At 49.5% G+C, this 21,696-nt stretch carries 23 protein-coding genes; 9 read left to right on the top strand and 14 right to left on the bottom strand.

What is annotated here, in order from left to right:
• Window positions 1-345: 345 nt before the first annotated feature.
• Both QM717_RS18665 and QM717_RS18660 read left to right on the top strand, forming a co-directional pair.
• Window positions 346-771 (top strand): hypothetical protein, encoded by a 426-nt coding sequence (locus QM717_RS18665; protein WP_415039828.1) that lies wholly within the window; start codon window positions 346-348, stop codon window positions 769-771.
• A 3-nt stretch (window positions 772-774) separates the two neighbouring features.
• The gene (locus QM717_RS18660; RefSeq protein WP_415039826.1) at window positions 775-8,640 is read left to right on the top strand and encodes a T9SS type B sorting domain-containing protein; all 7,866 of its coding nucleotides are present in this window, start codon (window positions 775-777) and stop codon (window positions 8,638-8,640) included.
• 29 nt (window positions 8,641-8,669) lie between these two features.
• Here QM717_RS18660 and QM717_RS18655 read toward each other — a convergent pair whose 3' ends face one another.
• Genes QM717_RS18655 through QM717_RS18645 form a run of 3 tightly spaced genes read right to left on the bottom strand, consistent with a single transcriptional unit; the run spans window position 8,670 to window position 11,348 of the window.
• Window positions 8,670-9,044: a hypothetical protein gene (locus QM717_RS18655; protein ID WP_415039824.1), complete on the bottom strand. Its 375-nt coding sequence runs from the start codon at window positions 9,042-9,044 to the stop codon at window positions 8,670-8,672.
• 9 nt (window positions 9,045-9,053) lie between these two features.
• On the bottom strand, window positions 9,054-9,533 hold the full coding sequence (locus tag QM717_RS18650) for a hypothetical protein (protein ID WP_415039823.1): 480 nt from the start codon (window positions 9,531-9,533) through the stop codon (window positions 9,054-9,056).
• Between the two features lie 27 nt (window positions 9,534-9,560).
• A complete protein-coding gene (locus QM717_RS18645; protein ID WP_415039821.1) occupies window positions 9,561-11,348 on the bottom strand; it encodes an ABC transporter ATP-binding protein in 1,788 nt (595 codons plus the stop codon).
• A gap of 229 nt (window positions 11,349-11,577) precedes the next feature.
• Here QM717_RS18645 and QM717_RS18640 point away from each other — a divergent pair, with 229 nt between their 5' ends.
• The 4 genes from QM717_RS18640 (at window position 11,578) to QM717_RS18625 (ending at window position 14,401) form a co-directional block, all read left to right on the top strand.
• A complete protein-coding gene (locus tag QM717_RS18640) occupies window positions 11,578-12,234 on the top strand; it encodes a VOC family protein (protein WP_415039820.1) in 657 nt (218 codons plus the stop codon).
• 37 nt (window positions 12,235-12,271) lie between these two features.
• Window positions 12,272-12,679 (top strand): 5-fold beta-flower protein, encoded by a 408-nt coding sequence (locus QM717_RS18635; RefSeq protein ID WP_415039819.1) that lies wholly within the window; start codon window positions 12,272-12,274, stop codon window positions 12,677-12,679.
• A gap of 14 nt (window positions 12,680-12,693) precedes the next feature.
• A complete protein-coding gene (locus QM717_RS18630) occupies window positions 12,694-13,146 on the top strand; it encodes a hypothetical protein (RefSeq protein ID WP_415039818.1) in 453 nt (150 codons plus the stop codon).
• 670 nt (window positions 13,147-13,816) lie between these two features.
• On the top strand, window positions 13,817-14,401 hold the full coding sequence (locus QM717_RS18625; RefSeq protein ID WP_415039817.1) for a hypothetical protein: 585 nt from the start codon (window positions 13,817-13,819) through the stop codon (window positions 14,399-14,401).
• Window positions 14,402-14,403: 2 nt separating this feature from the next.
• Here the strand turns inward: QM717_RS18625 and QM717_RS18620 are convergent, their stop codons facing one another.
• From QM717_RS18620 to QM717_RS18590, 7 genes are all read right to left on the bottom strand, one after another.
• Window positions 14,404-14,970 (bottom strand): DUF4256 domain-containing protein, encoded by a 567-nt coding sequence (locus tag QM717_RS18620; RefSeq protein WP_415040168.1) that lies wholly within the window; start codon window positions 14,968-14,970, stop codon window positions 14,404-14,406.
• 17 nt (window positions 14,971-14,987) lie between these two features.
• Window positions 14,988-15,575 (bottom strand): YdeI/OmpD-associated family protein, encoded by a 588-nt coding sequence (locus QM717_RS18615; protein WP_415039815.1) that lies wholly within the window; start codon window positions 15,573-15,575, stop codon window positions 14,988-14,990.
• Window positions 15,565-15,954 carry a DoxX family protein gene (locus QM717_RS18610; protein WP_415039813.1) on the bottom strand — a complete coding sequence of 130 codons (390 nt, stop codon included), beginning with the start codon at window positions 15,952-15,954 and terminating at the stop codon, window positions 15,565-15,567. Before QM717_RS18610 ends, QM717_RS18615 begins: the two co-directional genes overlap by 11 nt.
• A 4-nt stretch (window positions 15,955-15,958) precedes the next feature.
• Window positions 15,959-16,429, bottom strand: coding sequence for an SRPBCC domain-containing protein (locus tag QM717_RS18605; protein WP_415039812.1), 471 nt, complete (start codon window positions 16,427-16,429; stop codon window positions 15,959-15,961).
• Window positions 16,430-16,431: 2 nt separating this feature from the next.
• Window positions 16,432-16,755, bottom strand: coding sequence for an ArsR/SmtB family transcription factor (locus tag QM717_RS18600; protein WP_415039810.1), 324 nt, complete (start codon window positions 16,753-16,755; stop codon window positions 16,432-16,434).
• Window positions 16,756-16,920: 165 nt separating this feature from the next.
• Entirely contained in the window at window positions 16,921-17,094 is a 174-nt protein-coding gene (locus QM717_RS18595; RefSeq protein ID WP_415039808.1) for a hypothetical protein, read from the bottom strand.
• A 108-nt stretch (window positions 17,095-17,202) separates the two neighbouring features.
• A complete protein-coding gene (locus QM717_RS18590; RefSeq protein WP_415039806.1) occupies window positions 17,203-17,649 on the bottom strand; it encodes a DinB family protein in 447 nt (148 codons plus the stop codon).
• A 160-nt stretch (window positions 17,650-17,809) separates the two neighbouring features.
• On the opposite strand from QM717_RS18590, the gene QM717_RS18585 reads away from it, so the two are divergent.
• The 3 genes from QM717_RS18585 to QM717_RS18575 all read left to right on the top strand — a co-directional run bounded on the left by QM717_RS18585 (window position 17,810) and on the right by QM717_RS18575 (window position 19,735).
• A complete protein-coding gene (locus QM717_RS18585) occupies window positions 17,810-18,676 on the top strand; it encodes an AraC family transcriptional regulator (RefSeq protein WP_415039804.1) in 867 nt (288 codons plus the stop codon).
• Window positions 18,673-18,819, top strand: coding sequence for a hypothetical protein (locus QM717_RS18580; protein ID WP_415039802.1), 147 nt, complete (start codon window positions 18,673-18,675; stop codon window positions 18,817-18,819). The genes QM717_RS18585 and QM717_RS18580 overlap by 4 nt, the downstream gene beginning before the upstream one ends.
• A gap of 103 nt (window positions 18,820-18,922) precedes the next feature.
• Window positions 18,923-19,735, top strand: a complete 813-nt coding sequence (locus QM717_RS18575; RefSeq protein WP_415039801.1) for a class I SAM-dependent methyltransferase — start codon at window positions 18,923-18,925, stop codon at window positions 19,733-19,735.
• 51 nt (window positions 19,736-19,786) lie between these two features.
• On the opposite strand, the gene QM717_RS18570 is transcribed toward QM717_RS18575, so the two are convergent.
• From QM717_RS18570 to QM717_RS18555, 4 genes are all read right to left on the bottom strand, one after another.
• Entirely contained in the window at window positions 19,787-19,921 is a 135-nt protein-coding gene (locus tag QM717_RS18570; protein ID WP_415039799.1) for a hypothetical protein, read from the bottom strand.
• A gap of 85 nt (window positions 19,922-20,006) precedes the next feature.
• Window positions 20,007-20,297 carry a hypothetical protein gene (locus QM717_RS18565; RefSeq protein ID WP_415039797.1) on the bottom strand — a complete coding sequence of 97 codons (291 nt, stop codon included), beginning with the start codon at window positions 20,295-20,297 and terminating at the stop codon, window positions 20,007-20,009.
• Window positions 20,298-20,305: 8 nt separating this feature from the next.
• Entirely contained in the window at window positions 20,306-20,920 is a 615-nt protein-coding gene (locus tag QM717_RS18560) for a hypothetical protein (protein WP_415039796.1), read from the bottom strand.
• The gene (locus tag QM717_RS18555; protein ID WP_415039795.1) at window positions 20,895-21,671 is read right to left on the bottom strand and encodes a hypothetical protein; all 777 of its coding nucleotides are present in this window, start codon (window positions 21,669-21,671) and stop codon (window positions 20,895-20,897) included. The genes QM717_RS18560 and QM717_RS18555 overlap by 26 nt, the downstream gene beginning before the upstream one ends.
• Between the last annotated feature and the right edge of the window lie 25 nt (window positions 21,672-21,696).

Raw genomic sequence — 21,696 nt, 5'->3', positions numbered from 1 at the left:
GATTGCTTCGCTGAAAGATTTAGAAGTATGAAAACCTGTTCGAGTTCCGGGCAGGTTTTTCTTTTCTTTCAGTGAAGTGGTCTTTCTTCTGTTTTCTGAAATTTGGCCTATCTTTTCCTGTTAATTCGTTAATTTTTTGGTTATTCACCCTGATTGTTAGCAAGATTACCTCATTATGTTTAATTGTAACAGAAATTATTTTATATTGTGCCAAATTTCTATAAAAACCACATGAAAAAACTTACTTTTTTTAAAGAGGGTTTGAAATTGAACGGATTTTAGATGCATTTTATCGTTAATGGATCCATTGGTTTTTTAGCGGTTTAACCCAAATTTTGCACGCTTATGAAAAGGACTTTTACCCATACGGCGCTACTCATCCTGTTGTTTATTGCCTCGGCTTTCCAGGTTCCTGAAACCGAAGGCCCGCCTTATACCAAAGCACAAATTGAATCCTTTGTACGCGAAGTTTTTGGCAACCAGGCCGATGCATTGGTGCTCAAGGACAATTCACCCCGGCTGCAACTCATTCAAAATTTCCTGGGCAGGGTAGCGGTGCTCCACAAACCCGAATTGGCGGGTAAAAAGTTCAAGCTGCTCTCTAGCGTAGCCTTGCAAAACAAATACAACCCTACGATGACGCGCGACCAGGTTTACCATGCCGCGACGTTCAATCCGCTCAAATACAACCTCCCGATGGCTTCCAAACAGCGCGAGGTATTCCGCATCGACCATTCCGACTACCTCATCATCATCGAACCTTTACAGTAGCGTATGAGAAAAATTATCCTGCTTCTGGCCTTTTTGGTCTCGTTTGCCGCGAAAGCACAAGTGTATCCGATGCAGAACGGAACTTTTTCTACCTGCTCGGGAACCTTTTATGATTCGGGTGGTGCAGCCGGCAACTACGGTGCGATGGAAACTTATCAGATCACGTTTTGCCCTTCAACGCCGGGAACGTACATCCAGCTCAATTTTACCAATTTTGATGTCGAAGGTTCGCCTTTCGATTACATGACGATTTACAACGGTTCTGGAACGGGTGGGGCAGTAATTGGGGTGTATGACGACGTTAACCTGCCGAGCTGCGATGTAATTGCCTCGTCCCATGCTTCAGGTTGTTTGACCGTGGTGTTTGTATCCGACGGAAGCTTGCAGTATGGCGGTTGGGCAGCCAATATCGTCTGCAGCAATGTCCCGGGCGGTACGCCTACTTCGGCGCCTTCGAATTCGGTTTGTGCCGGTGCCGATGCTTTTTGTGCCGATGCCGGTCCGTTGGAATTTCCGAACAGCAGCGATGGCGGATGCGTGCCTGATGCGCCGACCGTTGTGACCAACAATACGTGTTTGATCACCGCACCAAACCCGGCCTGGTATTATCTGGAAGTGGGCGTTGCCGGAAACATCAACCTCGAAATTGAACAAACCACAGGGCCAAACGGAACAGGCACCGGACTCGATGTGGACTATGCCATTTGGGGACCTTTTGCCAATTCGGCTGCCGCCTGTGCCGATTTTACGTTGGGCGATTGCGTGGGCGATCACGATTGTTCGGGAAATGTAATTGATTGTAGTTTTAGCATCGATGCAATTGAAACGGCCACGATTCCCGGTGCTCAGGTCGGGCAGATTTATATGGTACTGATTACCAATTTTGACGGTGCGCCGGGATACATCACGATGACGCAAACCAATGCCGGAAGCCCTGGCGCTGGTTCCACCGATTGTTCAATTGTTTGTCCGACCTTTGCCGGAACCAACCCGACGACTTGTGGTGCCACAAACGGAAGCATCACCATTTCCGGACTCGATCCCAATACGAATTATACCGTCACCTATCTCGATGACGGTACGCCAACGTCGGTGTCGGTTACGAGCAATGCCGCCGGTGTAGCCGTGATCAACGGGTTGAATGCAGGGAATTACACCAACATCAGGACGAATTACCCGGGTTGTACCTCGACTTCAGGGACCGTGACCCTAACGGCCGCGAGTGCGCCTGTGGTCAGCAATATCAGCAACAATTCGCCGGTCTGTATCGGTGGCAATGCGGTCTTTACCATTACGGGAACACCCAATGCAACCGTAGGATACAATATCAATGGCACCGGAGCGACGACCACGGTGCTCAGTGCAGCCGGAACCGCGACGGTGACGGTCAACGGTGTGTCGGCCAATACGACAATCAATGTAGTTTCGGTCAGTGTGCCGGGATGCAATGTGCCGTTGGTGTTGTCGAGTATGGTTACCGTCAACTCGGTAGCTACCATTACATTGACCTCCGCCGCTGCAACGACCAACCAAACCGTTTGCAGTAACGCACCCATTACGGCCATCACTTATAATGTCGCCGGAAGCGGCACTGGAGCTTCGGCCTCTGGATTGCCAACCGGCGTAACGGCTAATTTTGTGGCCGGCGTATTGACCATTTCGGGAACGCCAACTGCGACAGGTACGTTTAATTATACGGTGACCACTTCAGGTGGTTGTGGCGTGGCTTCGCTCAACGGAACCATTACCGTCAATCAGGCGGCGACCATTGCATTGACTTCGGCAGCCGGTACGACGAACCAAAACATCTGTATCAATACGGCCATCAATGCCATTACCTATGCCGTAGCCAATGGCGCGACCGGAGCAACCGTAACGGGGTTACCGGCCGGTATTACCGGAAGTTTTGCGGCTGGCGTCTTTACTATTTCGGGAACGGCCACCGCTTCGGGTACCTTCAACTATACTGTGACCACCACGGGCGGTTGCGGATCCGACAGCGAAACCGGGACCATTACGATTTTCGGTGCGGCCACACTGACGTTGACCTCGGCCGCAGCGACGACCAATCAAACGCTTTGCGTCAATACACCAATCGCCAATATCACTTATGCGGCAGCCAATGGGGCAACCGGTGCGACGGCCTCTGGCTTGCCTACGGGCGTGACCGGTAGTTTTGCCGCGGGTATTTTTACCATCAGCGGTACACCGACTGTTTCAGGGACTTTCAATTATTCGGTCACCACGACCGGCGGTTGTGCCTCCGATACCGAAAACGGTACGATTACCGTGAACCCCGATGTTACTTTGACATTGACTTCGGCCGCTGCGACGACCAACCAGACGGTCTGCGGGAGCACGGCCATTGCCAATATTACTTATGCTTATGGCAACGGGGCGACCGGGACAACCGTATTGGGATTGCCAACCGGGGTTAGCGGAAGTGCGGTTGCGGGCGTGTTTACGATCAGCGGGACACCAACGGCTTCAGGGACTTTCAATTATACCGTGACCACGACCGGCGGTTGTGCCTCGGCTTCGTTGAGCGGAACCATCATCGTGGGTGCCAATGCAACGATTGCACTGACTTCCGCTGCGGCAACGGCCAACCAAACCGTGTGCATCAACGATCCGATTGCAACCATTACGTATGCGACGACCAATGCATCGAATGTCTCGGCGACAGGATTGCCGGCAGGCGTGAATGTGGTGTATGCTGCAGGTGTGGCGACCATTTCGGGTACGCCAACGGTTTCGGGTACTTTCAATTACACCATCACCACGGTGGGCGGTTGTGCCGTCGATAGTGAATCGGGAACCCTCACGATCAATTCGGATGCAAGCCTCACACAAACTTCAGCCATTGGAACCGAAGTCCAAACCCTTTGTGTCAGCACGGCCATCACACCGATTACTTACAGTGTGGGCGGAACGGCCAGCGGAGCCACTGCCATTGGACTCCCGGCGGGTGTTGCGGCGGTTTATACCGCGGGTGTGTTGACGATTTCAGGAACACCGACCGCGACAGGAACATTTAATTTTACGGTTACGGCCACGGGAAGCGGCTGTTCTTCGCCTTCCTTGACCGGTACGATTACAATCGATGCCAATGCTACGTTGGCCTTGACTTCTGGTATAGCCACCGACAACCAAGTGCTTTGTATCCATACCGCCATTATACCGATTGCCTATTCGATAGCCAACGGAGGAACGGGCGCTACGGTGTCTGGATTGCCAACCGGTGTCACCGGCAGTTTTTCCGCCGGTGTATTTGCCATCAGCGGAACACCAACAGTCGACGGGACTTTCAATTATACCGTAACGACCACGGGCGGTTGTTCTTCTGCTTCACTCAATGGTACACTCACAGTGACTCCAGAGGTAACGATGACCCTGACTTCGGCAGCAGGCACCAACAACCAGACCGTCTGTACCGGTACGGCCATCACGACCATCACTTACGGTACGGCCAATGGCGTCACCAATGTAACGGTATCTGGATTGCCTACCGGCGTGACCGGAAGTTTTGCGGCGGGAATCTTTACGATCAACGGTACGCCTACGGTTGATGGTATTTTCAATTATGCACTGACTACTGTCGGAGGTTGTTCTTCGGTTACTTTGAACGGCACGATCACGATAGATGCCAATGGTGCGATGACACTAAGCTCCGCACCAGCAACGACCAACCAAACGCTGTGCATCAATGCTGCCCTTGTACCGATCACTTACAATACGGCCAATGGGGTCACCAATGTAACCGTTACGGGACTGCCTGCGGGTGTGACCGGAAATTTTGCCGCCGGTATCTTTACAATCAGCGGATCGCCAACGGTGGATGGTATTTTCAATTATGCAGTGACGACCAGCGGTGGATGTACCCCGGTTACCTTGAACGGGACAATCACAGTCAGCCCGGCAGTCACGATGGTATTGTCATCGGCCTTGGGTACCGACAACCCAACGCTTTGCATCAACACCGCCATTGCGGCCATTGCTTATACGACCACCAACGGTGCCACCAATGTGACGGTTTCTGGACTGCCAACGGGGGTGACCGGAAGTTTTTCCGCGGGAATCTTTACGATCAGCGGATCACCAACGGTAGACGGTATCTTTAATTATACAGTGACTACCGTTGGCGGATGTTCGTCGGTTACCCTGAACGGAACGATAACCGTGAATCCTGATGTGACGATGACTTTGTCTTCGGCGGCGGGCACTGACAACCCAACGCTTTGCATCGGCAGCGCGATGACACCGATTACTTATGCCACGACCAATGGCGCCACCAATGTGACGGTTTCCGGACTGCCGACCGGTGTGACGGGAAGTTTTGCTGCCGGTGTGTTTACAATCAATGGAACGCCTTCGGTTGACGGCATCTTCAACTATACGGTGACTACGGTCGGCGGCTGTTCTTCTGTTGCGCTTAACGGAACGATAACCGTAACCCCAAATGTCACGATGAACTTAACTTCGGGCATCGGGACGGATAACCAGACACTTTGCATCAGCACGGCCATTGCACCGATTGATTATACAACAACAAATGGAGTGACCAATGTTACCGTTTCTGGACTGCCTGCGGGTGTGACCGGAAGTTTTGCTGCCGGAGTCTTTACGATCAGCGGGACACCAACGGTGGATGGTACTTTCAATTATACGGTAACCACAGTAGGCGGCTGTTCTTCGGTGACGCTCAACGGAACCATTACGGTCAACCCGGGCGCGAGCCTGGTGCAAATATCGGCACCGGGTACCGAAACCCAAGGCGTTTGCATCAACAACGCGATTGTACCTATTTCCTATATGATTGGAAGCGGCGCCACCAATGCCACGGTGTCGGGATTGCCGGCAGGCGTGAGCGGAACATTTACCGCGGGCGTATTTTCGATTACGGGCGCGCCAACCGTCGATGGCATTTTCATCTTTACGGTGACCGCCACAGGAAGCGGCTGTTCATCGCCTACGCTGAGCGGGTCGATCATCGTGAATCCTGATGTAACGATGGTGTTGACCTCGGCTGCGGCTACCACCAGCCAAAACCTGTGCATCAATACACCGATTGCACCGATCATCTACACGACCACTAATGGCGTGGCCAATGTAACGGTTTCGGGTTTGCCAAGCGGCGTTACGGCGAATTTTACCGCCGGTGTGCTCACGATCAGTGGAACGCCAACGGTAGCCGGAACGTTCAATTACACAGCGACTACGACAGGCGGCTGTGCTTCGGTAACCTTGAATGGAACCATCACCGTGAATCCGGATGTGACAATGGTGTTGACATCGGCTTCGGCGACGACCAACCAAACACTTTGCATCAATACCGCGATTGCGCCAATCAAATATACGACGGCCAACGGCGCGACCAACGTGACCGTTTCGGGATTGCCGACAGGCGTGACCGGTAGTTTTACCGCCGGTGTGTTTACCATTAGTGGAACGGCAACCGTTTCGGGAATATTCAATTATGCGGTGACGACTGCTGGGGACTGTTCATCGGTGACATTGAACGGAACGATTACCGTGAATCCGAATGTAACGATGACGCTGACTTCTTCGGCTGCGACCACCAACCAGACACTTTGCATCAACACCGCGATCGTACCGATAACCTATGCGACGGCCAATGGCGTAGCCAATGCAACTGTCGTAGGTTTGCCGACTGGCGTCACGGGAAGTTTTTCCGCCGGAACCTTTACCATCAGCGGAACACCAACCGTATCGGGTATTTTTCCTTACACGGTCACCACCGTCGGCGGGTGTAATTCGGTAATCCTAAACGGAACTCTTACCGTGAATCCGGATGTGACAATCGCACTGACTTCGGCGGTCGGAACAGACCACCAGGTGTTGTGTATCGGGACCCCGATCGTACCGATAACGTATGTGACGACCAATGCGACCAATGCCACCGTGATTGGATTGCCCAACGGGTTGACGGCAGTTTTTGCTGCGGGTATTTTAACGGTCAGCGGTTCACCTACGGTCAGCGGTGAATTCAATTATACCGTCACGGCAACTGGCATTTGCGTTTCGGCTTCGCTCGTCGGAAGCGTTTCTGTGAATCCAAATGTAGCCCTCGCTTTGACTTCTGCATCGGCGACGACCGCACAAATCCTGTGCATCAATACGCCAATTTCGGCCATCACTTACCTAGCGACCAATGGAGCGACCGGTGCAACTGCTTCCGGTTTGCCGACGGGCGTGAGCGGTAACTTTGCTGGCGGTATTTTCACCATCAGTGGAACACCGACCGCAGCAGGCGTTTTCCCTTATACGGTCACGACTACGGGTGGCTGTTCCTCGGTTGTATTGGGCGGAACAATCACCGTGAATGCCTTGGCCACGGCGACCATCAACTATGCTGCAAGCCCTTATTGTACGACACTAAACAGTGCCCAAGCGGTCACTTTGACCGGAACCGGACCATATACGGGCGGTGCCTTTTCGGCTGCGGCAGGACTCAGCTTGAATGCCACAACCGGAGCCATCAATCCATCGTTGAGCACGGCTGGTAATTATACCGTGACCTATTTGATTCCGGCTTCGGGCGGTTGCCCTGCGATTCCTGTGTTGGCCAATGTGACCATTACCAAAGCGCCTACGGCGACCATCAGCTACAGCGGCGCATTTTGTACCTCGCTTACGGCTTTACAGCCTGTTTCGTTGAATGGTACTTCGGCATATCTCGGCGGTATCTTTTCGGCTCCGGCTGGCTTGAGTTTGAACGCGACGAGCGGGGCCATCAATCCATCGCTGAGTACGCCAGGAAATTATATGGTGACTTATACCATCCCGGCTTCGGGCGGTTGCGCGGCGGTACCGACGACCACGAATGTAACCATCAATGCAACGCCAATCGCAGTGGCCAATCCTGCTGCGCAAACCATCTGCTCAGAAGAAGCCACAGCCATCAGCTTGAGCAGTGCCGTCGCAGAGACCACGTTTACCTGGACTGCTGTGCAGACCAATGTGACCGGGGCAAGCGATGGAAGCGGGGACAGCATCATCCAAAACTTGACCGCGACCGGAAATTCGGTTGGGACGGTGCGTTACACCATTACGCCATCCACCGCATTTTGCACCGGTACACCGATTGTGGTGACCATTACCGTCAATCCATTGCCAATAGTATCGCTATCCGATGGTGTGATTTGCCGCAACCCGACCAGCGGAATTGCCGTTCGCACCTATGTGCTGAATGCCGGGCTCAACAATGCGGCCTACGATTTCGTCTGGACGCACGACACTTATGTGATTCCGGGTGCGGTCGACAATACCTATGAGGCCGATCAGGCGGGTGTTTATACTGTCTATGCGACGAATGCGGCGACGGGTTGTATTTCGTATGCGGCCACGGCTGTGGTTACCGAAACCGAAGTGGCCGAAATCGCGTTGATCGAAGGAACCGAAGCGTTCGCACAAAATCCGGTGATTGTGGTGACGGTTTTGGGTTCGGGCAATTATGAATACCAGATCGACAACGGTGCGTTCCAGACCTCGAATGTCTTTGCGAACCTCAACATGGGCGAGCACACGCTGCACGTACGCGACCAGGACGATTGTACCGACATCACACAGGCTTTTACGCTAATCGATTATCCGAAATTCTTCACCCCGAACGGTGACGGTTACAACGACTTCTGGAACATCGATGCGTTGGCTGGACAGCAAGGCTCAAAAATCAGCATTTTCGACCGTTACGGCAAATTGATCAAGCAGATCAGTCCGTCGGGGCAAGGATGGGACGGGACGTATAACGGCGCAATGCTGCCATCGACCGATTATTGGTTTGTAGTCGAATACACGGACCAGCAAATCAAGAAGGAATTCAAGGCGCACTTTTCGCTCAAACGATAAAACAAAAGGCTGCTTTCGGGCAGCTTTTTTTATTGGAGATAATCGGCTACATCATCGTCTGGAATCCAATCTTTCATATCGGGCAATGCGCGTCTTTGCATGAAGTCGAAGAAATCACTGTATTCATTTTCGACAATGTTCCAATCCTTGGTATTGGTCTGGAACGACGGATGGAAAACCAATACTTTTTCGGTAATTTCCCCATTGACAACCTCAAAACCCGCAAAGGTATCCTGGTCCTGTCTGGCGGCAAAGGTCAACACTTCACGGCCAGGACATTCCATTTGGAAACGATTGTCGATAAAGGTATTCGGATTGGTTTCAATGGTGGCATCAATCGACCATGGGATGAATTGGAGTTGTTTGAGTTTGGCAAACCAATGGTAAGCTGCGGGAATATTCATCTGAATCAGTTATGATCTGGGCGTAACGGTCAAGAAACCAATTTCACGGTCCAAAAAGTCGTCAATCTCTTTTCGGGTCAGTTGTACAATTTGAAATTTCGGGGCAATCACCTCGAGCGTCACCTCTTTGAATCGGATGATGTAATGTTTGTCATCACGGTACAAATCATCTGAATGCGAAGAATGGCTGCGGTTGTTTTTTTTTAACCTTTTGATCCAATTCGAATTGAACACTTCAGAGAAAGCATACAAGGCAACTCCTGGCGTTTTAGAGGGCAACCCAACTTCGTCATTGGGGTAACCGAACTGGTAAATTTTGAAATCGAAACGCAATGCTTCAATCGTTGCATTGTTTTCTTTGAGCAAAAGATACAATTTGCGTTGGCTCGAAAGGATAAAACCCTCGTGCATGAATTCGTATTCTTTTTCAAGTCGAACCGGTTTTGCATTTTCGTTTGGCGATTCCATTTTGATTCCAAAAAATCCCATATCCCAAAAGTTGAGGTTTGTCACAAATTAATGATCCGAAAACTGCAAATTACTCAAATTTTTGTACGTCCCGTTTTCAATCGCAAGCAATTCCCGGTGCGTGCCCTGTTCGGTGATGCGGCCCTTGTCGAGTACCAAAATCTGGTCGGCATTGCGGATGGTTGACAACCGGTGCGCGATGATGATGCTCGTACGGCCTTCCATCAGCACTTCCAAGGCTTCCTGCACGAGCTTTTCGCTCTCGCTGTCGAGCGATGAGGTGGCCTCGTCGAGAATCAGGATGCTCGGGTTTTTGAGCAACGCGCGCGCGATGGCGATGCGTTGTCTTTGCCCGCCCGAGAGCTTGATGCCGCGTTCGCCCACGACGGTTTCGAATTGTTCAGGGAATCCTTCGATAAAATTCAACGCGTTGGCTTGTTTGGCGGCCAGCAAAATTTCTTTGTCGGTTGCGTCGGGCTTGCCATAGGCGATGTTTTCACGGATGGTTCCGCCAAAAAGGATCACGTCCTGCGGCACGATGCTCATGTTGCCGCGCAGGTTTTCAAGCTCGTAATCGTAGATGCTTGTTCCGTCGATCAGGATTTGTCCGCCATCGAGGTCGTAGAAGCGCAACAGCAACGAGGCAATCGTCGATTTCCCGACGCCGCTCGGACCGACAATCGCGATTTTTTGCCCGAAGTTGGCCGTAAAACTTACATCCGAAAGCACTTGTACTTCTTTGCGCGACGGATAACTGAACGCGACATTTTGGAACGTCACGGTGCCCTTTAATTTTTGGGTGCGGGTATTCTCGACCGAGCTGATCTTTTCGGGTGTTTCGTCGAGCAGTTCAAACACGCGTTCGGTGGCGCCGAGTGCCTTTTGGATCTGCGTGTACAATTCGGCGATACCGCCCGATGAGGCGCCGACATAAGTCGAATACAGGATGAACGTGAACAATTCGCCCACGGTGATTTCTCCGGCGATGCTCAGCGTAACGCCATACCAAACCACGGCGACGATTGTCCCAAAAAGACAAACGATGATGAACGAGGCGAAAATCCCACGGTAGTTGCCGCCCTTGATGGCGACTTTGACCACATCGCTTATTTTCTTTTGGTAGCGCAAGATTTCGTACCATTCGTTGGCAAACGCTTTGACAATCGTGATGGCCTGCATCGATTCGACGACGATGCCCTGGCTTTCGGCTACCTGGTCTTGTACAATCTTGGAATATTTGCGGATGAACCTGCCAAAAAATACCGCGGCGATGGCCACTACGGGAACCACCGAAAGCATCATCAGCGTCAGTTTGATGTTGAGGTTGGCCAGCAAGATGAAACTGCCGATGATCAAGATGAACTGCCGTAGGAATTCGGCGATCGTGGTGGTCAGCGTGTCCTGGATTTGGGTGATATCGGTGCTGATGCGGGAGTTGAGTTCGCCCACGCGTTTCTGCGAGAAATAGACCATCGGCAACTTGATGAGGTTGCTGTAGACCGCAATGCGGATGTTGGCCAGCGTGTGTTCGGTGAAATTGACGAACAACGAGATGCGGAAAAATGAAAACGCCGACTGCAACAGCAAAATCCCCATAAGCCCGAGCGCGATCGTATTGGCCTGTTCGCCGTCTTTTTCCTTGACACAATCGACAAGCATCCCCATGAATTTGGGGAAGGCCAGTGCGGTGGCACTCGTGAGCAGCAGGAACAGCAAACCGAGCAGGAATTTCCATTTGTGGTTTCCCGAATAGCGGAAAATCTGTAATGCCTTTCCGAGTGAAGTGGCGGTGATTTTGGTTTTTGGTAAGTCGTTTTCGGTTTTGTGGCGTGCCATCTGTTTTTTTTTTTGAAGCGCCCAAACGATTGCTTTGCCAGTTCGCTAAAGCTCGTGTCGGCTGCGCCTTGGGTCTGGGACAAAAGTAACCAAGAAATACATACCGAAATCTTATATTTTCATTAAAAATCAGCAGGCCAATCATTTCTTATCTTTGTTGAACCCGTTTCATTTTTTGAACAGACGCCAATCTCCATTTGTCCATCATCAACAACGAAATAAAGAACACATGAAAATCAAAGAAATTGAGCTGTGCTCGGACGATCTCAAAGCGACCGAACGGTTTTATAAAAAAGTATTGGATGTGGGCCAATTTTGGAAGGGCGACAATCGTTTGTCGTTTTTTGCCGGAAGCACCAAAATCACTTTCCACCGATCGGACAACAGCCATCCGGTTTACCATCTGGCGTTTGACATTCCGCACAACCAACTCGACCAAGCCTTGGCCTGGCTAAGCCAAAGAACCGACATTATTCCCGTTTCCGATACCGAAACCATAGCCGATTTTGCCAATTGGGCGGCGAAATCATTTTACTTCCATGACAACAACGGCAACATCCTCGAGTTCATCTGCCGTTTCGCGGTCAGCAATGCATCGGATGCGCCATTTGGTGGTTCTTCTATTTTGTACGTCAGCGAAATGGGTTTGGTGACCGATGACGTGGCCGGCGTCTGCAAGCAAATCAAAACAAAATATGGACTTTCGTTTTTTACCCGCCAACAGCCCACCGAAAAATTTTCCGCCATGGGTGACGACTATGGTTTACTGATCATCGTCGACAGCCACCGCAATTGGTATCCGACCCAGCAGCCATCGCGCCCGTTTCCGCTCAAGCTCGTTTTTGACGGGCCAAAAGATGCGAACCAAGTCTTGCGGTTTCCATAAATTGACTAGTTTTGTTGGAATACATCAATTGTTGGCCATGAAAAAAATACTACTTCTTCTCCTGTTGATCGGTTTTGCTTCCCTGCAAGCCCAAACGATTGAATCCCCAAGCCGTTCCACGCTCGGTTACATCAAACCCGACGGGACGATTGAAAGCAGCAGCCGGTCGACCTTGGGTTACATCAAAAATGACGGTACGATCGAGAACCGAAGCCGCTCGACCATGGGCTACATCAAATCGGATGGCACGATCGAAAACAGCTCGCGTTCGACGCTGGGGTATGTGAAAAGTGACGGGACGGTCGAGAACAGGTCGCGTTCCACCATCGGCTACATCAAAGACGACGGGACGGTCGAGAACAGCAGCCGAAGCACGATCGGTTATGCGAAAGGCGTCCCGAAAGAATGGGCGGCCGTGTATTATTTCTTTTTCAAATTCGAATAAAGGTGCTGGCGGGTATGGCAAAAAGAACCTTCCGGAGCCAACTCGATGCGGAAGAAATCTGCAGGCGACTCGATGCCGCGACCGAAAGTTTCCAAACCGATTCCAATATATCCAAACTTTTTGAGGGAAAAGTCACCGCTTCGGGTTTCCGCATTTGGCCTACTTTTGATTATGCCCCGCGCAACCAGCTCCGGCCGGAAATTGTCGGTACGATGGTACGGGGCGAAAAGCTGACCTCGATTGAGGTACAATTCCGAATGCCTCAAGGGATGTCGTTGTTGTTGAAAACCGTGTTGGTTTTGAATACTGCGATGGTGGTTCTCTTGGCCTTGGGCCCGACCGATCCCATTATTTGGAAGGCTTTAGCGGGACTTATTGTCACCACTTCGCTGATCATCTATCTGGTGTTTCGGTCAAAAGTAAAGGCATGCCAGGTTGTTTTGGCGCGTCTGATCGAAGCCGAATAAAACGGTCGGGTTATTTGTAGTGCTCATAGGATTTGTTGTTGAAAATTTCCCGGGTCGTATTTTCGTTTGAATCGGAAAAGGCATCGGCTTTGCCCATCGTCTGTTTGTCGATGTGGACCGCTAGGGCTGGTGATTTTGTATTGCGACCGCCAGCATTTCCTCTTGCATATAAAAAAAATTAATTCCACAGGGTGCCGTCCAAGCCCAAAATGATGCCCATCCAAAGGCCGACAAAATAAGCGAATACGGCAATCGTAATTCCCATTGCTTTTTTCCAGTCGGGGAAGGGTTTAATTCACAGTTTGTGAAGGTAAAAGTAAGATTTCTTTTATAAACACGTTTTTTAGTGTATTTTTAAAATCTATTCAAAATATTAGTAATCAATTGATTGTGATTTTATTATTAATGTCGTCACGATGATTTGCTAGATTTTTCCGACGAAATACGAGCAACGCGTTAAAAAGTGCATTTCAACGACTTTTGGTGTTACGTACGGGGAAAATCAATCAAAAAAAAACCACTCGAACTACCTTTACAGAGGTTTTTAAAAGTTGATAATAATCCCTTTACCTGAGTTATTATGAAAAATTATACACTACTTTTTGTTGCGATAGCCAGTGTTTTTTCTGTCAGTGTTTTGGCTCAGCGCGGTGATCGTGCCGGTGCGAAAATGGGAAATACACAATTGATGTCCGATATGATGTCGAACAGCGACATGGCCATCATCGCCTATCATGTGGAAGAACGCATCAACATGCCATTCGGAAGCTCAATCACTACTTATGAAGTATCGAGCGAAAGCTTGATCAGCACCACCAATCTCGGGGAAAACAATACACGTGTCGTGACACCAAAATACGGGAAAGCAAAAATCAAGGCGGTTGCCATTTCGCTCAAGCCCGAACAGGCCAAAGTACAAATCGTAATGCCCGAGGTCAGCCCTGCTAAAATTGAAATCGCAAGGACGGTCGAAAAAGTCAAGTCGGTCAACATCGACATTTTGGGTACTTATGAAAGGGTGCTCGACAAAGGATACAAATCGATCGATATGCTCAAAAGAGTAGGGAATGGCCGTTACTTCGACGGCGATCTCGTGATGGCAGCCAAATGGTACGACCAGTTGTTTGCCTTGACCACCGACCTTGAAGCAGAGTACTTTTTCAGGTATGCTCAATCGCTCAAATCGGTCAGCCAAGACAACAAGGCCAATGAGATGATGGCCATCTGGGAAAGCAAAAATGCCACTTCCAATTAAATTTACACCTTAAGCGACGCGCGAAATCCGCGTGCGGCATAATAGGATTCTGCGCCGTTGTGGTATAGGAATACCTGATTGTAGCGCCGGTCGCAGAACAATGCCCCGCCCAATTTCCTTGTTTCGGCTGGCGTCAGCACCCAACTTGAGGTCTTTAGATCAAAATTTCCTAGTGTTTGCAGGTTACGGTATTCTTCTTCATTGAGAATCGTGACGCCCATGCTTTGCGCCATTCCGATGGCACTGCCGTTGGGTTTGTGTTCTTTCCGCGATTCTAGCGCCTGCTGGTCATAGCAAATGCTTCGACGGCCTTTCGGGCTTTCGGCCGCACAATCGACAAAAATATATTCACCGTTTTTTGTATCGTAACCGATGACATCGGGTTCGCCTCCGGTTTCTTCCATCGCATCGAGCGACCATAGTTTATCGGGATTGGCTTCGAGTTTGGCTTGCACTTTGGCCCAGTTGAGCCCTTTGTGTCGGTCCATGTTCTTTTCGAAACGCGCTTTGAGTTCGCCCAGCAACGCGTTGCGGTGGTCGTCGGATAATTGCTTTTTTGGGTTGTCCATCATATTTCGGTTCATTTTTAAGCGTGTGTATCATTCAATCCTTTTCCGTCGAGGATTTGCGGGAGGCATTTTTCGATCCGGGCCATACGTGTTTTGGCTTGCTTGGCCGAGGAAAAATACAAAAGATAATTCCTTTGCCTGCCTGGCGTCAACGCTTCGAATGCCTTTTTGAGGTTGGGATTGTCATTTAACTTTTGTTGAAATTCTGCTGTTACTGTAAAATCCTCTGTGGTTTTAAGCGCCACTTTGAGTCCTGCCTTCTCGACTTCGATGGCTTGATAGATATAGGTTTTGATGATTTTTTGCTGTTCCAGAATCTGGTTGGTTTGGGTGAAACGGATTTGACGCGCAGCCTGCACATTTTTGGTTTGCTGCACCAAAATCCCGTCGGTATCCTGCAACAATGCCCCTTTGAAAAACAACAGCGCGCAGTATTCCTTGAAATGATGGATCAATACGAGGTTGTTTCCATTGATCGTATAACACGGGCAGCCCCATTTCAATTCTTCGGTGAGCCCGATGCCGAGGACGATGTCACGCAATTGTGCTACCGCCGCCTGCCATTGTCCGGCCTGATCGAAGAAAAAATCGACTTTAGGATTCATGATGAATGGTTGTAATTTTTCTATCGGCTGGTCTTAGGTACCAGGAGACAATCGTTAGCGTCAACAGTAAAATCGACGGAAAAGTTTCATTGAACGGGTCGGCCTTGACCAAGTGCGAGAAAGCTGCGCCCGACATGGCAAAGAAGAAACCGGCATAGGCCCATTCCTTGAGCAATGGGAATTTCGGGATTAGCAAGGCAATCACACCCAGGATTTTCCAGATGCCGAGCAGGATCAGGAAATAAGCCGGATAACCGAGCCGCGCCATATTGGCCACTTCTTCCTTGACCTGGAACAATTGGACGCAGGCACTTGACAGCATCCCCAATGACAGCCAAAGCGTGGCGATCCAATAGATGATTTTATTTCTTTTGCTCATGTTTTTAGGGTTTTAGGGATTGGACAATTTCCTGCAAACGGTCGTGGGCCATATTGATGCCTTGCGCAAACGGCAACTGTAGCTGTTGGTCCCGGAGCGCTATCGAACGGTAGATGATGTGCATCGTAAGTTTGCTCGTATGCCCGTCCAACGATTCGAATTCGAGAAATTCGAGTTGCGGTTCGAAAGGGGTGTTTTCCATTTCAAAGGTGCGCGTGATTTTTTGGTTCGGGAGGAATTCATGGATTTCGCCGCTCATTTGCAAAACGACAATTCCTTGCGGATTGCTCGTCTCGAAACGGTAACTTCCGTGTTTGTGGTTGTCGAGCTTGAGAACATTGGTTCCCATCCATTGCGAAACAAGTTCCGGTAAGGTGTAGCCCTTGAACAACAATTCGAGCGGCAGATCAAATTCGCGTGTGATCGTGATTTGCTGTTGGCCTTCTTCGGCGTGGATTTTAGTCTTTCTTTCCATCGTTATTTTTTGGGCTGATAGTTTTTCATGAGGTCTTCGAGTTTGTTGAATCGGTCATCCCACATGGCGCGGAATGGCTCGATGAAATCGGCAATCGCTTTCATTTTATGCGGGTTCAGGTGGTAGTAGATTTCGCGTCCGTTTTGTTGCTGCTCGAGCAATTCGCATTCGGTCAGGATTTGCAGGTGCTTGGATACGGTCGGTCTGGCCGTATCAAAATTAGAGGCAATCGCACCGGCAGTCATCGATTGGGAGGAAACCAGTAAAAGAATCGCCCTTCGGGTAGGATCGGCAATCGCCTGGAAAACATCTCGTCTTAAGTTCATTGCGTAGTTATTTGACTACAAATATATATGTAGTTATTTGGCTACGCAAATTTTTTTTCAAAAAAATCAATATCCGTAAGCCAATACAGCTAAGTGAAGGCATAAAACAGAAGATTAAAAGCCAGGGTTAAGGCTCATTTAAATACAAAGCCGATGAAAATTGGGTTAAGAATCCTTTTGGTTAAAGTAAGCGACGCCCATCCAAACCAAGCCCAGGCCAAACCCTATGGTGGCGGCAAGCTGTACAGCATCAAAGATGAATCCGATGACCAGCGCGATAATTACACAGCAAAAAAAGACCGTCAGCGCCTTAAAAAAACCTTCCTTAATAATTTTCATGACTCTATATTTTAATGTTAATCCTACTTTTTTCTGAATCGTATTGTCAATTATTTGGGGTTACTGTTTGTGATTGGATTTGATTATCGAACGGGCGGCCTTGGCACCTCAAACACCAAATTGCCGCAAATGATGATCGGCATGCTTGTAGGCAAAGATTCCGATCTGCCTTTCGGTCATAGGGCCAAAGAACGGATGCACGAAATGGACTTCCTTGAGTTCGGCGTACTGGTCGATGCGGTTGATCCATTCCTGGCGTTGCTCATCGAAATCGCCCGAGGCACCGGTTGTTTTCAAAACCGGGCTCGTCGGTGAATTCTTGCCAAACGGACGTTCATCCCGAATCGCTTTATTGAGGATCATTTTGCCGATCAACCGTCCGATAAATACCCGTTTGAGCGGCAATTTTCCCTGCATCATGTCCTCGCACATCGTGCAATGCTTGAGCATCTGGAACGCATTCATCTTGCCCCATTGCGCGTGGTTTTGTTCGTTTAGCGAACCGATACGGGCTACCAATTCCGTTCTTGTGGCCGACTCGAAGATGTTTTTCATTGTTAAAGGTTTGGCTTCCAATACCGAAGATACTAAATTAAGTTTCATCGCGTTCTTAAAATTCGCTAAAAAAGTGGGTATGCCTTTTTTCTCCCCGACGACAATTTAATATCTTTGGGTTGGGTAAAGCGCAAATAACCAACTGTTTACTTTTAATAAGATGTTCAACGTATACGAAGTCATCAAAGGCAATCCTGATTTTTACCGCCAATTGCGCAGCGGCGAATCGCTCATTACGCAGTTCAGTTGCCTGCTCGACGACAAGTTCAAAGACGCGTGGAGCCACAACAATTACTTCGCCTACATTGTCGAAGGGCGTAAAATCTGGCATACGGCCAACGGCTCCTATGACCTCAAGGCCGGCGATTGTGCGTTCGTACGCAAAGGTGCTTTCATCTCTGAACAGTTTTTCGAAACCACGCGCTGCTTTATCTTTTTCTTCATGCCCGACGAATTTATCCGTGAAACCTTGCAGGGAAAAGTCAAAGCCACGGAAAAGATTGGAAAGCCATTCGCCCCCGTGATCCCTGTGGAAGACAACGCGATGATCCAGGCATTTTTTCATTCGATGTTGTCATATTTTGGCAGCAAGGGCGAACCCGATGAGGCTCTGCTCGAAATCAAGTTCAAGGAACTGCTGCTGACCTTGGCAGACAATCCGGCCAATGCGGAGCTGCGCGCTTATTTTGGCTCGTTGTTGCACGAACCCCGCGCCGTTTCCATCCAACAGGTCATGGACCAGAATTTTTGCTTCAACCTCAAACTCGAAGAATTCGCCCGGCTCAGTGCACGCAGCCTGTCGGCCTTCAAGCGCGATTTCGAGAATTGCTACCAAACCTCACCCGGAAAATGGCTGCTCGAAAAGCGGCTCAACCACGCGATGCACCTGATCACGAACCTCGGCAAAACGGTCAGCGATGCGGCCTTCGAGAGCGGTTTCGAAAGCACTTCGCATTTTAGCCGTGCGTTCCGACAGCGTTTCGGGACACCGCCTGCGGCCGTCAAGCAACAAGCAGTGATTCAATGATGACCCAGTATTTTTTATTCTTATTGATGATTGTGATCGGGGCGGCCTATGCCCGCAAGTATGGCAACAAGGCCAAGGCCGATATCGAAAGGTTCCAAAAAAATAAAAAAGAAGAAGAAGAAGACCAAAGAAAAAGCAATTGAACTTTTGAGGCAATCTTTTGGACGTTTAAGCAACACCGATAGCCAAGGATCGCGATACATTTGTCCCAATCAAAAAATGAATCATTAATCAAAATTGAACAGTATGAATGCAAACAAAGCATTATGGGAGAAAGGCGATTTTACGCAGCTCGCACAGACCATGCGCGAAAGCGGAGAAGCATTGGTCAACAAAATTGGGGTAAACAAAGGAATGCACGTCCTTGATCTGGGTTGTGGCGACGGAACGACCGCACTTCCCGAAGCGCGTCTCGGGGCCACCGTTTTAGGCGTCGATATCGCGTCGAACCTCGTTCAGGCCGGAAACCAGCGCGCCCAAAAAGAAGGATTGTCCAACTGCAAATTCCAGGAAGGCGACGCCTGCGACCTGCAGGATTTGAAGGACCACAGTTTTGACCAGGTCGTGACCATTTTCGGGGCGATGTTCGCACCCAAACCTTTCGAGGTTGCGAGCGAAATGGTGCGCGTGACCAAAAAAGGCGGTAAGATTGTCATGGGCAACTGGATTCCGGGCGATCCGACCCTGGTGGCGCAAATCCTCAAAATCAGTTCGGCATACACGCCGCCACCGCCCGAAGGTTTCATCAGCCCGATGTTGTGGGGCGTGGAGGAACACGTGGTCGAACGTTTCGGCAAGGCGGGCATCGCCAAGGAAAACATTTCGTTCGAAAGGGATACGTTTACGTTCCGCGCCGATTTTTCGCCGGAAGAATTCCTCGCCAAATTCCAAAATTATTACGGCCCAACGATGAACGCGTTCGAAGCCGCACAGAAAGACGGTAAGGAAAATGAGCTCAAACGCGAATTGGAAACGCTTTTCAAGAGCCAGAACCAAAGCGGGAGCCAGGACAAGACCTCGATTCCTGCGACGTTCCTGCGCGTGACCGTACAGTGTTAAACGGATTTTCAGTAACAACCAACAACCGTCAAGTTTGCGCTTGGCGGTTTTTTATTCGATAACGGTTTGGAATTGGCCGATGACCGTATTGTTTTTCCTTTCCATGAACGCAATGGTGATCGTGTCGCCGACCTCGCACGGAATCCGGGTACAGCAGGGTTCATAAGCGCCCGAAAAATTTTCCATATAGTCCACAAATTCGCCGTTGCTCGATTGCAAACTTTTGCGTAAATAGGCCGAACGCTAATGTTTGATATAATTCTTTTTGGCTTCAATATTCAGGTAACGCCACTTTTCGTCTTCGAAAAGTCCAATAAAAAAGGAGGCCATAGTATTTGATTTCATAGCGTTTGTTGGTCCAGACGTCGAATTTATCGCGCCAATCTTTCAACGAATCGCCCTGTGTGGCGACATATAATTGCTCGCTCACGAACATTTTTTTCTCCTTCGAAGCGACAATCGTCGATTCGTTGAACGAAGTCCAATAGGTCAATTGCCCGTTGAGGAAAAACAGGCTGGCGAGCAGATAAACGAGTGCAATTCCGATTGCAGTCAGTCCCATTTTTTTTATCATTCGATTTGAAAATTTTCGACACGTTTGATTCCCCAAAACCCCGCACGCGTTTCCAGTACCAAAGTTTTGCTTCTGATGGCTGTTGCCGGCAAATCCTTCAAACGATTATTGACCGTTGGGTTTTCGCTGTTGATGCTTTGCTCTTTGCCATTTTCGAGGTAATCGATCCGGGAAAACCGGTTGATTGAGTTGAGTCCGTGGCTGAGGCCCGCTACGAATCGGGTTATCGGGTATTTGTTCGTCGTGGTTTGCGGATCGGCCGTCCAACTGAAAGCCGATTTGAAAAGGATATCGGCCAATGTGCCCAACGAACCAAACGAAATCATCGCGCCGCCGACCAACAGGAACAAAACCACCCCGGTTTTTTCCAGTTTACTTTTCGTGTCCAGGTAATAGGCGACATACGATTTGAAGTATTTTTTCAGCAAAACAATCCCGATTCCAATCGGCAGGGCCACAAAAACAAGCATGTATCGGTAATCGCGCTCGAGGAATTGCTGGTGCCAAAACAACCAATTGGCGATCCCAAAACACAGCGATCCCACCAAAATCCGGTAAATGGATTGTTCTTGTTTTTTGAAGGGTTTAAGATCTTTTTTGGGTCGTCGCATTTTTCAAGGATTGTATTTTTTCATTGACCAGATCAAATTCGATTTTCCGGTTCTGCTCATTCAATATTTTCCGGTCGTAATGTTTCTCGATGTAGGTTTGCGCCGATCCAAAATCGCTCTTTTTCGCATACAAAAATGCCAGGATGTAATTGAGCGAAATGACGCGGTAGATTTGGCGCTTTTTTTCTTTTTTTTCTTCGACGTCCTTTTCGGACAGGATGTTTGAAATGTTCTGTTCGAGTGTTTGGTTTTGATCGAACCACTGTTTTAATTGGGGAAGGTTGCGGTCGAATACCTCCTGGATGCTTTTGCGTAATTTTTCTTCATTGACCGTGCTGATTTTGTCAATGTTGCGAATGCTGTCGTTGTCGTCGCTTTGCTGCCAGCCCGGAAACTTTTTGTAATAGATGATTTTCGTGGATTTGTCGGTTCGGTGGTAGACCAATTTTTTGGACGAGATCGTCGGGACGAAATCATAGCAATTGCCAAACGAAAATGACCCGCCAAAGTACTTGAACGTTTCGTAATGCACGACATGCTTGATGCCGTCTTGGTTGAAATCGCTAAACCAAAAGTATTTGCCATCCCAATTCCTGAGCCCGATTTCGGCCAGTCGCGGCGTGATCATCTCGCTGAAAATCTCAAGTCTTTTTTCGAGCAGCACCTCGTCGAGCGTGTTGATGTCGTCGTAGATTTCCCTGAGTGCTTTTCGCCTTTCGAAAATGTCTTTTATCCGTCGGAAAATGTTCATGGTATTGGATTGGTTAACCGAAGAT

The organism is Flavobacterium sp., assembly GCF_047602195.1.
Taxonomy (GTDB): domain Bacteria; phylum Bacteroidota; class Bacteroidia; order Flavobacteriales; family Flavobacteriaceae; genus Flavobacterium.
This window is presented reverse-complemented; position numbering and strand designations above follow the sequence as displayed.

Excerpts from the sequence above, each read along its gene's own strand:
- QM717_RS18665 (WP_415039828.1), top strand. The coding sequence starts at position 346 with ATGAAAAGGACTTTTACCCATACGGCGCTACTCATCCTGTTGTTTATT.
- QM717_RS18660 (WP_415039826.1), top strand. The coding sequence starts at position 775 with ATGAGAAAAATTATCCTGCTTCTGGCCTTTTTGGTCTCGTTTGCCGCG.
- QM717_RS18655 (WP_415039824.1), bottom strand. The coding sequence starts at position 9,044 with ATGAATATTCCCGCAGCTTACCATTGGTTTGCCAAACTCAAACAACTC.
- QM717_RS18650 (WP_415039823.1), bottom strand. The coding sequence starts at position 9,533 with ATGGGATTTTTTGGAATCAAAATGGAATCGCCAAACGAAAATGCAAAA.
- QM717_RS18645 (WP_415039821.1), bottom strand. The coding sequence starts at position 11,348 with ATGGCACGCCACAAAACCGAAAACGACTTACCAAAAACCAAAATCACC.
- QM717_RS18640 (WP_415039820.1), top strand. The coding sequence starts at position 11,578 with ATGAAAATCAAAGAAATTGAGCTGTGCTCGGACGATCTCAAAGCGACC.
- QM717_RS18635 (WP_415039819.1), top strand. The coding sequence starts at position 12,272 with ATGAAAAAAATACTACTTCTTCTCCTGTTGATCGGTTTTGCTTCCCTG.
- QM717_RS18630 (WP_415039818.1), top strand. The coding sequence starts at position 12,694 with ATGGCAAAAAGAACCTTCCGGAGCCAACTCGATGCGGAAGAAATCTGC.
- QM717_RS18625 (WP_415039817.1), top strand. The coding sequence starts at position 13,817 with ATGGGAAATACACAATTGATGTCCGATATGATGTCGAACAGCGACATG.
- QM717_RS18620 (WP_415040168.1), bottom strand. The coding sequence starts at position 14,970 with ATGGACAACCCAAAAAAGCAATTATCCGACGACCACCGCAACGCGTTG.
- QM717_RS18615 (WP_415039815.1), bottom strand. The coding sequence starts at position 15,575 with ATGAATCCTAAAGTCGATTTTTTCTTCGATCAGGCCGGACAATGGCAG.
- QM717_RS18610 (WP_415039813.1), bottom strand. The coding sequence starts at position 15,954 with ATGAGCAAAAGAAATAAAATCATCTATTGGATCGCCACGCTTTGGCTG.
- QM717_RS18605 (WP_415039812.1), bottom strand. The coding sequence starts at position 16,429 with ATGGAAAGAAAGACTAAAATCCACGCCGAAGAAGGCCAACAGCAAATC.
- QM717_RS18600 (WP_415039810.1), bottom strand. The coding sequence starts at position 16,755 with ATGAACTTAAGACGAGATGTTTTCCAGGCGATTGCCGATCCTACCCGA.
- QM717_RS18595 (WP_415039808.1), bottom strand. The coding sequence starts at position 17,094 with ATGAAAATTATTAAGGAAGGTTTTTTTAAGGCGCTGACGGTCTTTTTT.
- QM717_RS18590 (WP_415039806.1), bottom strand. The coding sequence starts at position 17,649 with ATGAAAAACATCTTCGAGTCGGCCACAAGAACGGAATTGGTAGCCCGT.
- QM717_RS18585 (WP_415039804.1), top strand. The coding sequence starts at position 17,810 with ATGTTCAACGTATACGAAGTCATCAAAGGCAATCCTGATTTTTACCGC.
- QM717_RS18580 (WP_415039802.1), top strand. The coding sequence starts at position 18,673 with ATGATGACCCAGTATTTTTTATTCTTATTGATGATTGTGATCGGGGCG.
- QM717_RS18575 (WP_415039801.1), top strand. The coding sequence starts at position 18,923 with ATGAATGCAAACAAAGCATTATGGGAGAAAGGCGATTTTACGCAGCTC.
- QM717_RS18570 (WP_415039799.1), bottom strand. The coding sequence starts at position 19,921 with ATGGAAAATTTTTCGGGCGCTTATGAACCCTGCTGTACCCGGATTCCG.
- QM717_RS18565 (WP_415039797.1), bottom strand. The coding sequence starts at position 20,297 with ATGGGACTGACTGCAATCGGAATTGCACTCGTTTATCTGCTCGCCAGC.
- QM717_RS18560 (WP_415039796.1), bottom strand. The coding sequence starts at position 20,920 with ATGCGACGACCCAAAAAAGATCTTAAACCCTTCAAAAAACAAGAACAA.
- QM717_RS18555 (WP_415039795.1), bottom strand. The coding sequence starts at position 21,671 with ATGAACATTTTCCGACGGATAAAAGACATTTTCGAAAGGCGAAAAGCA.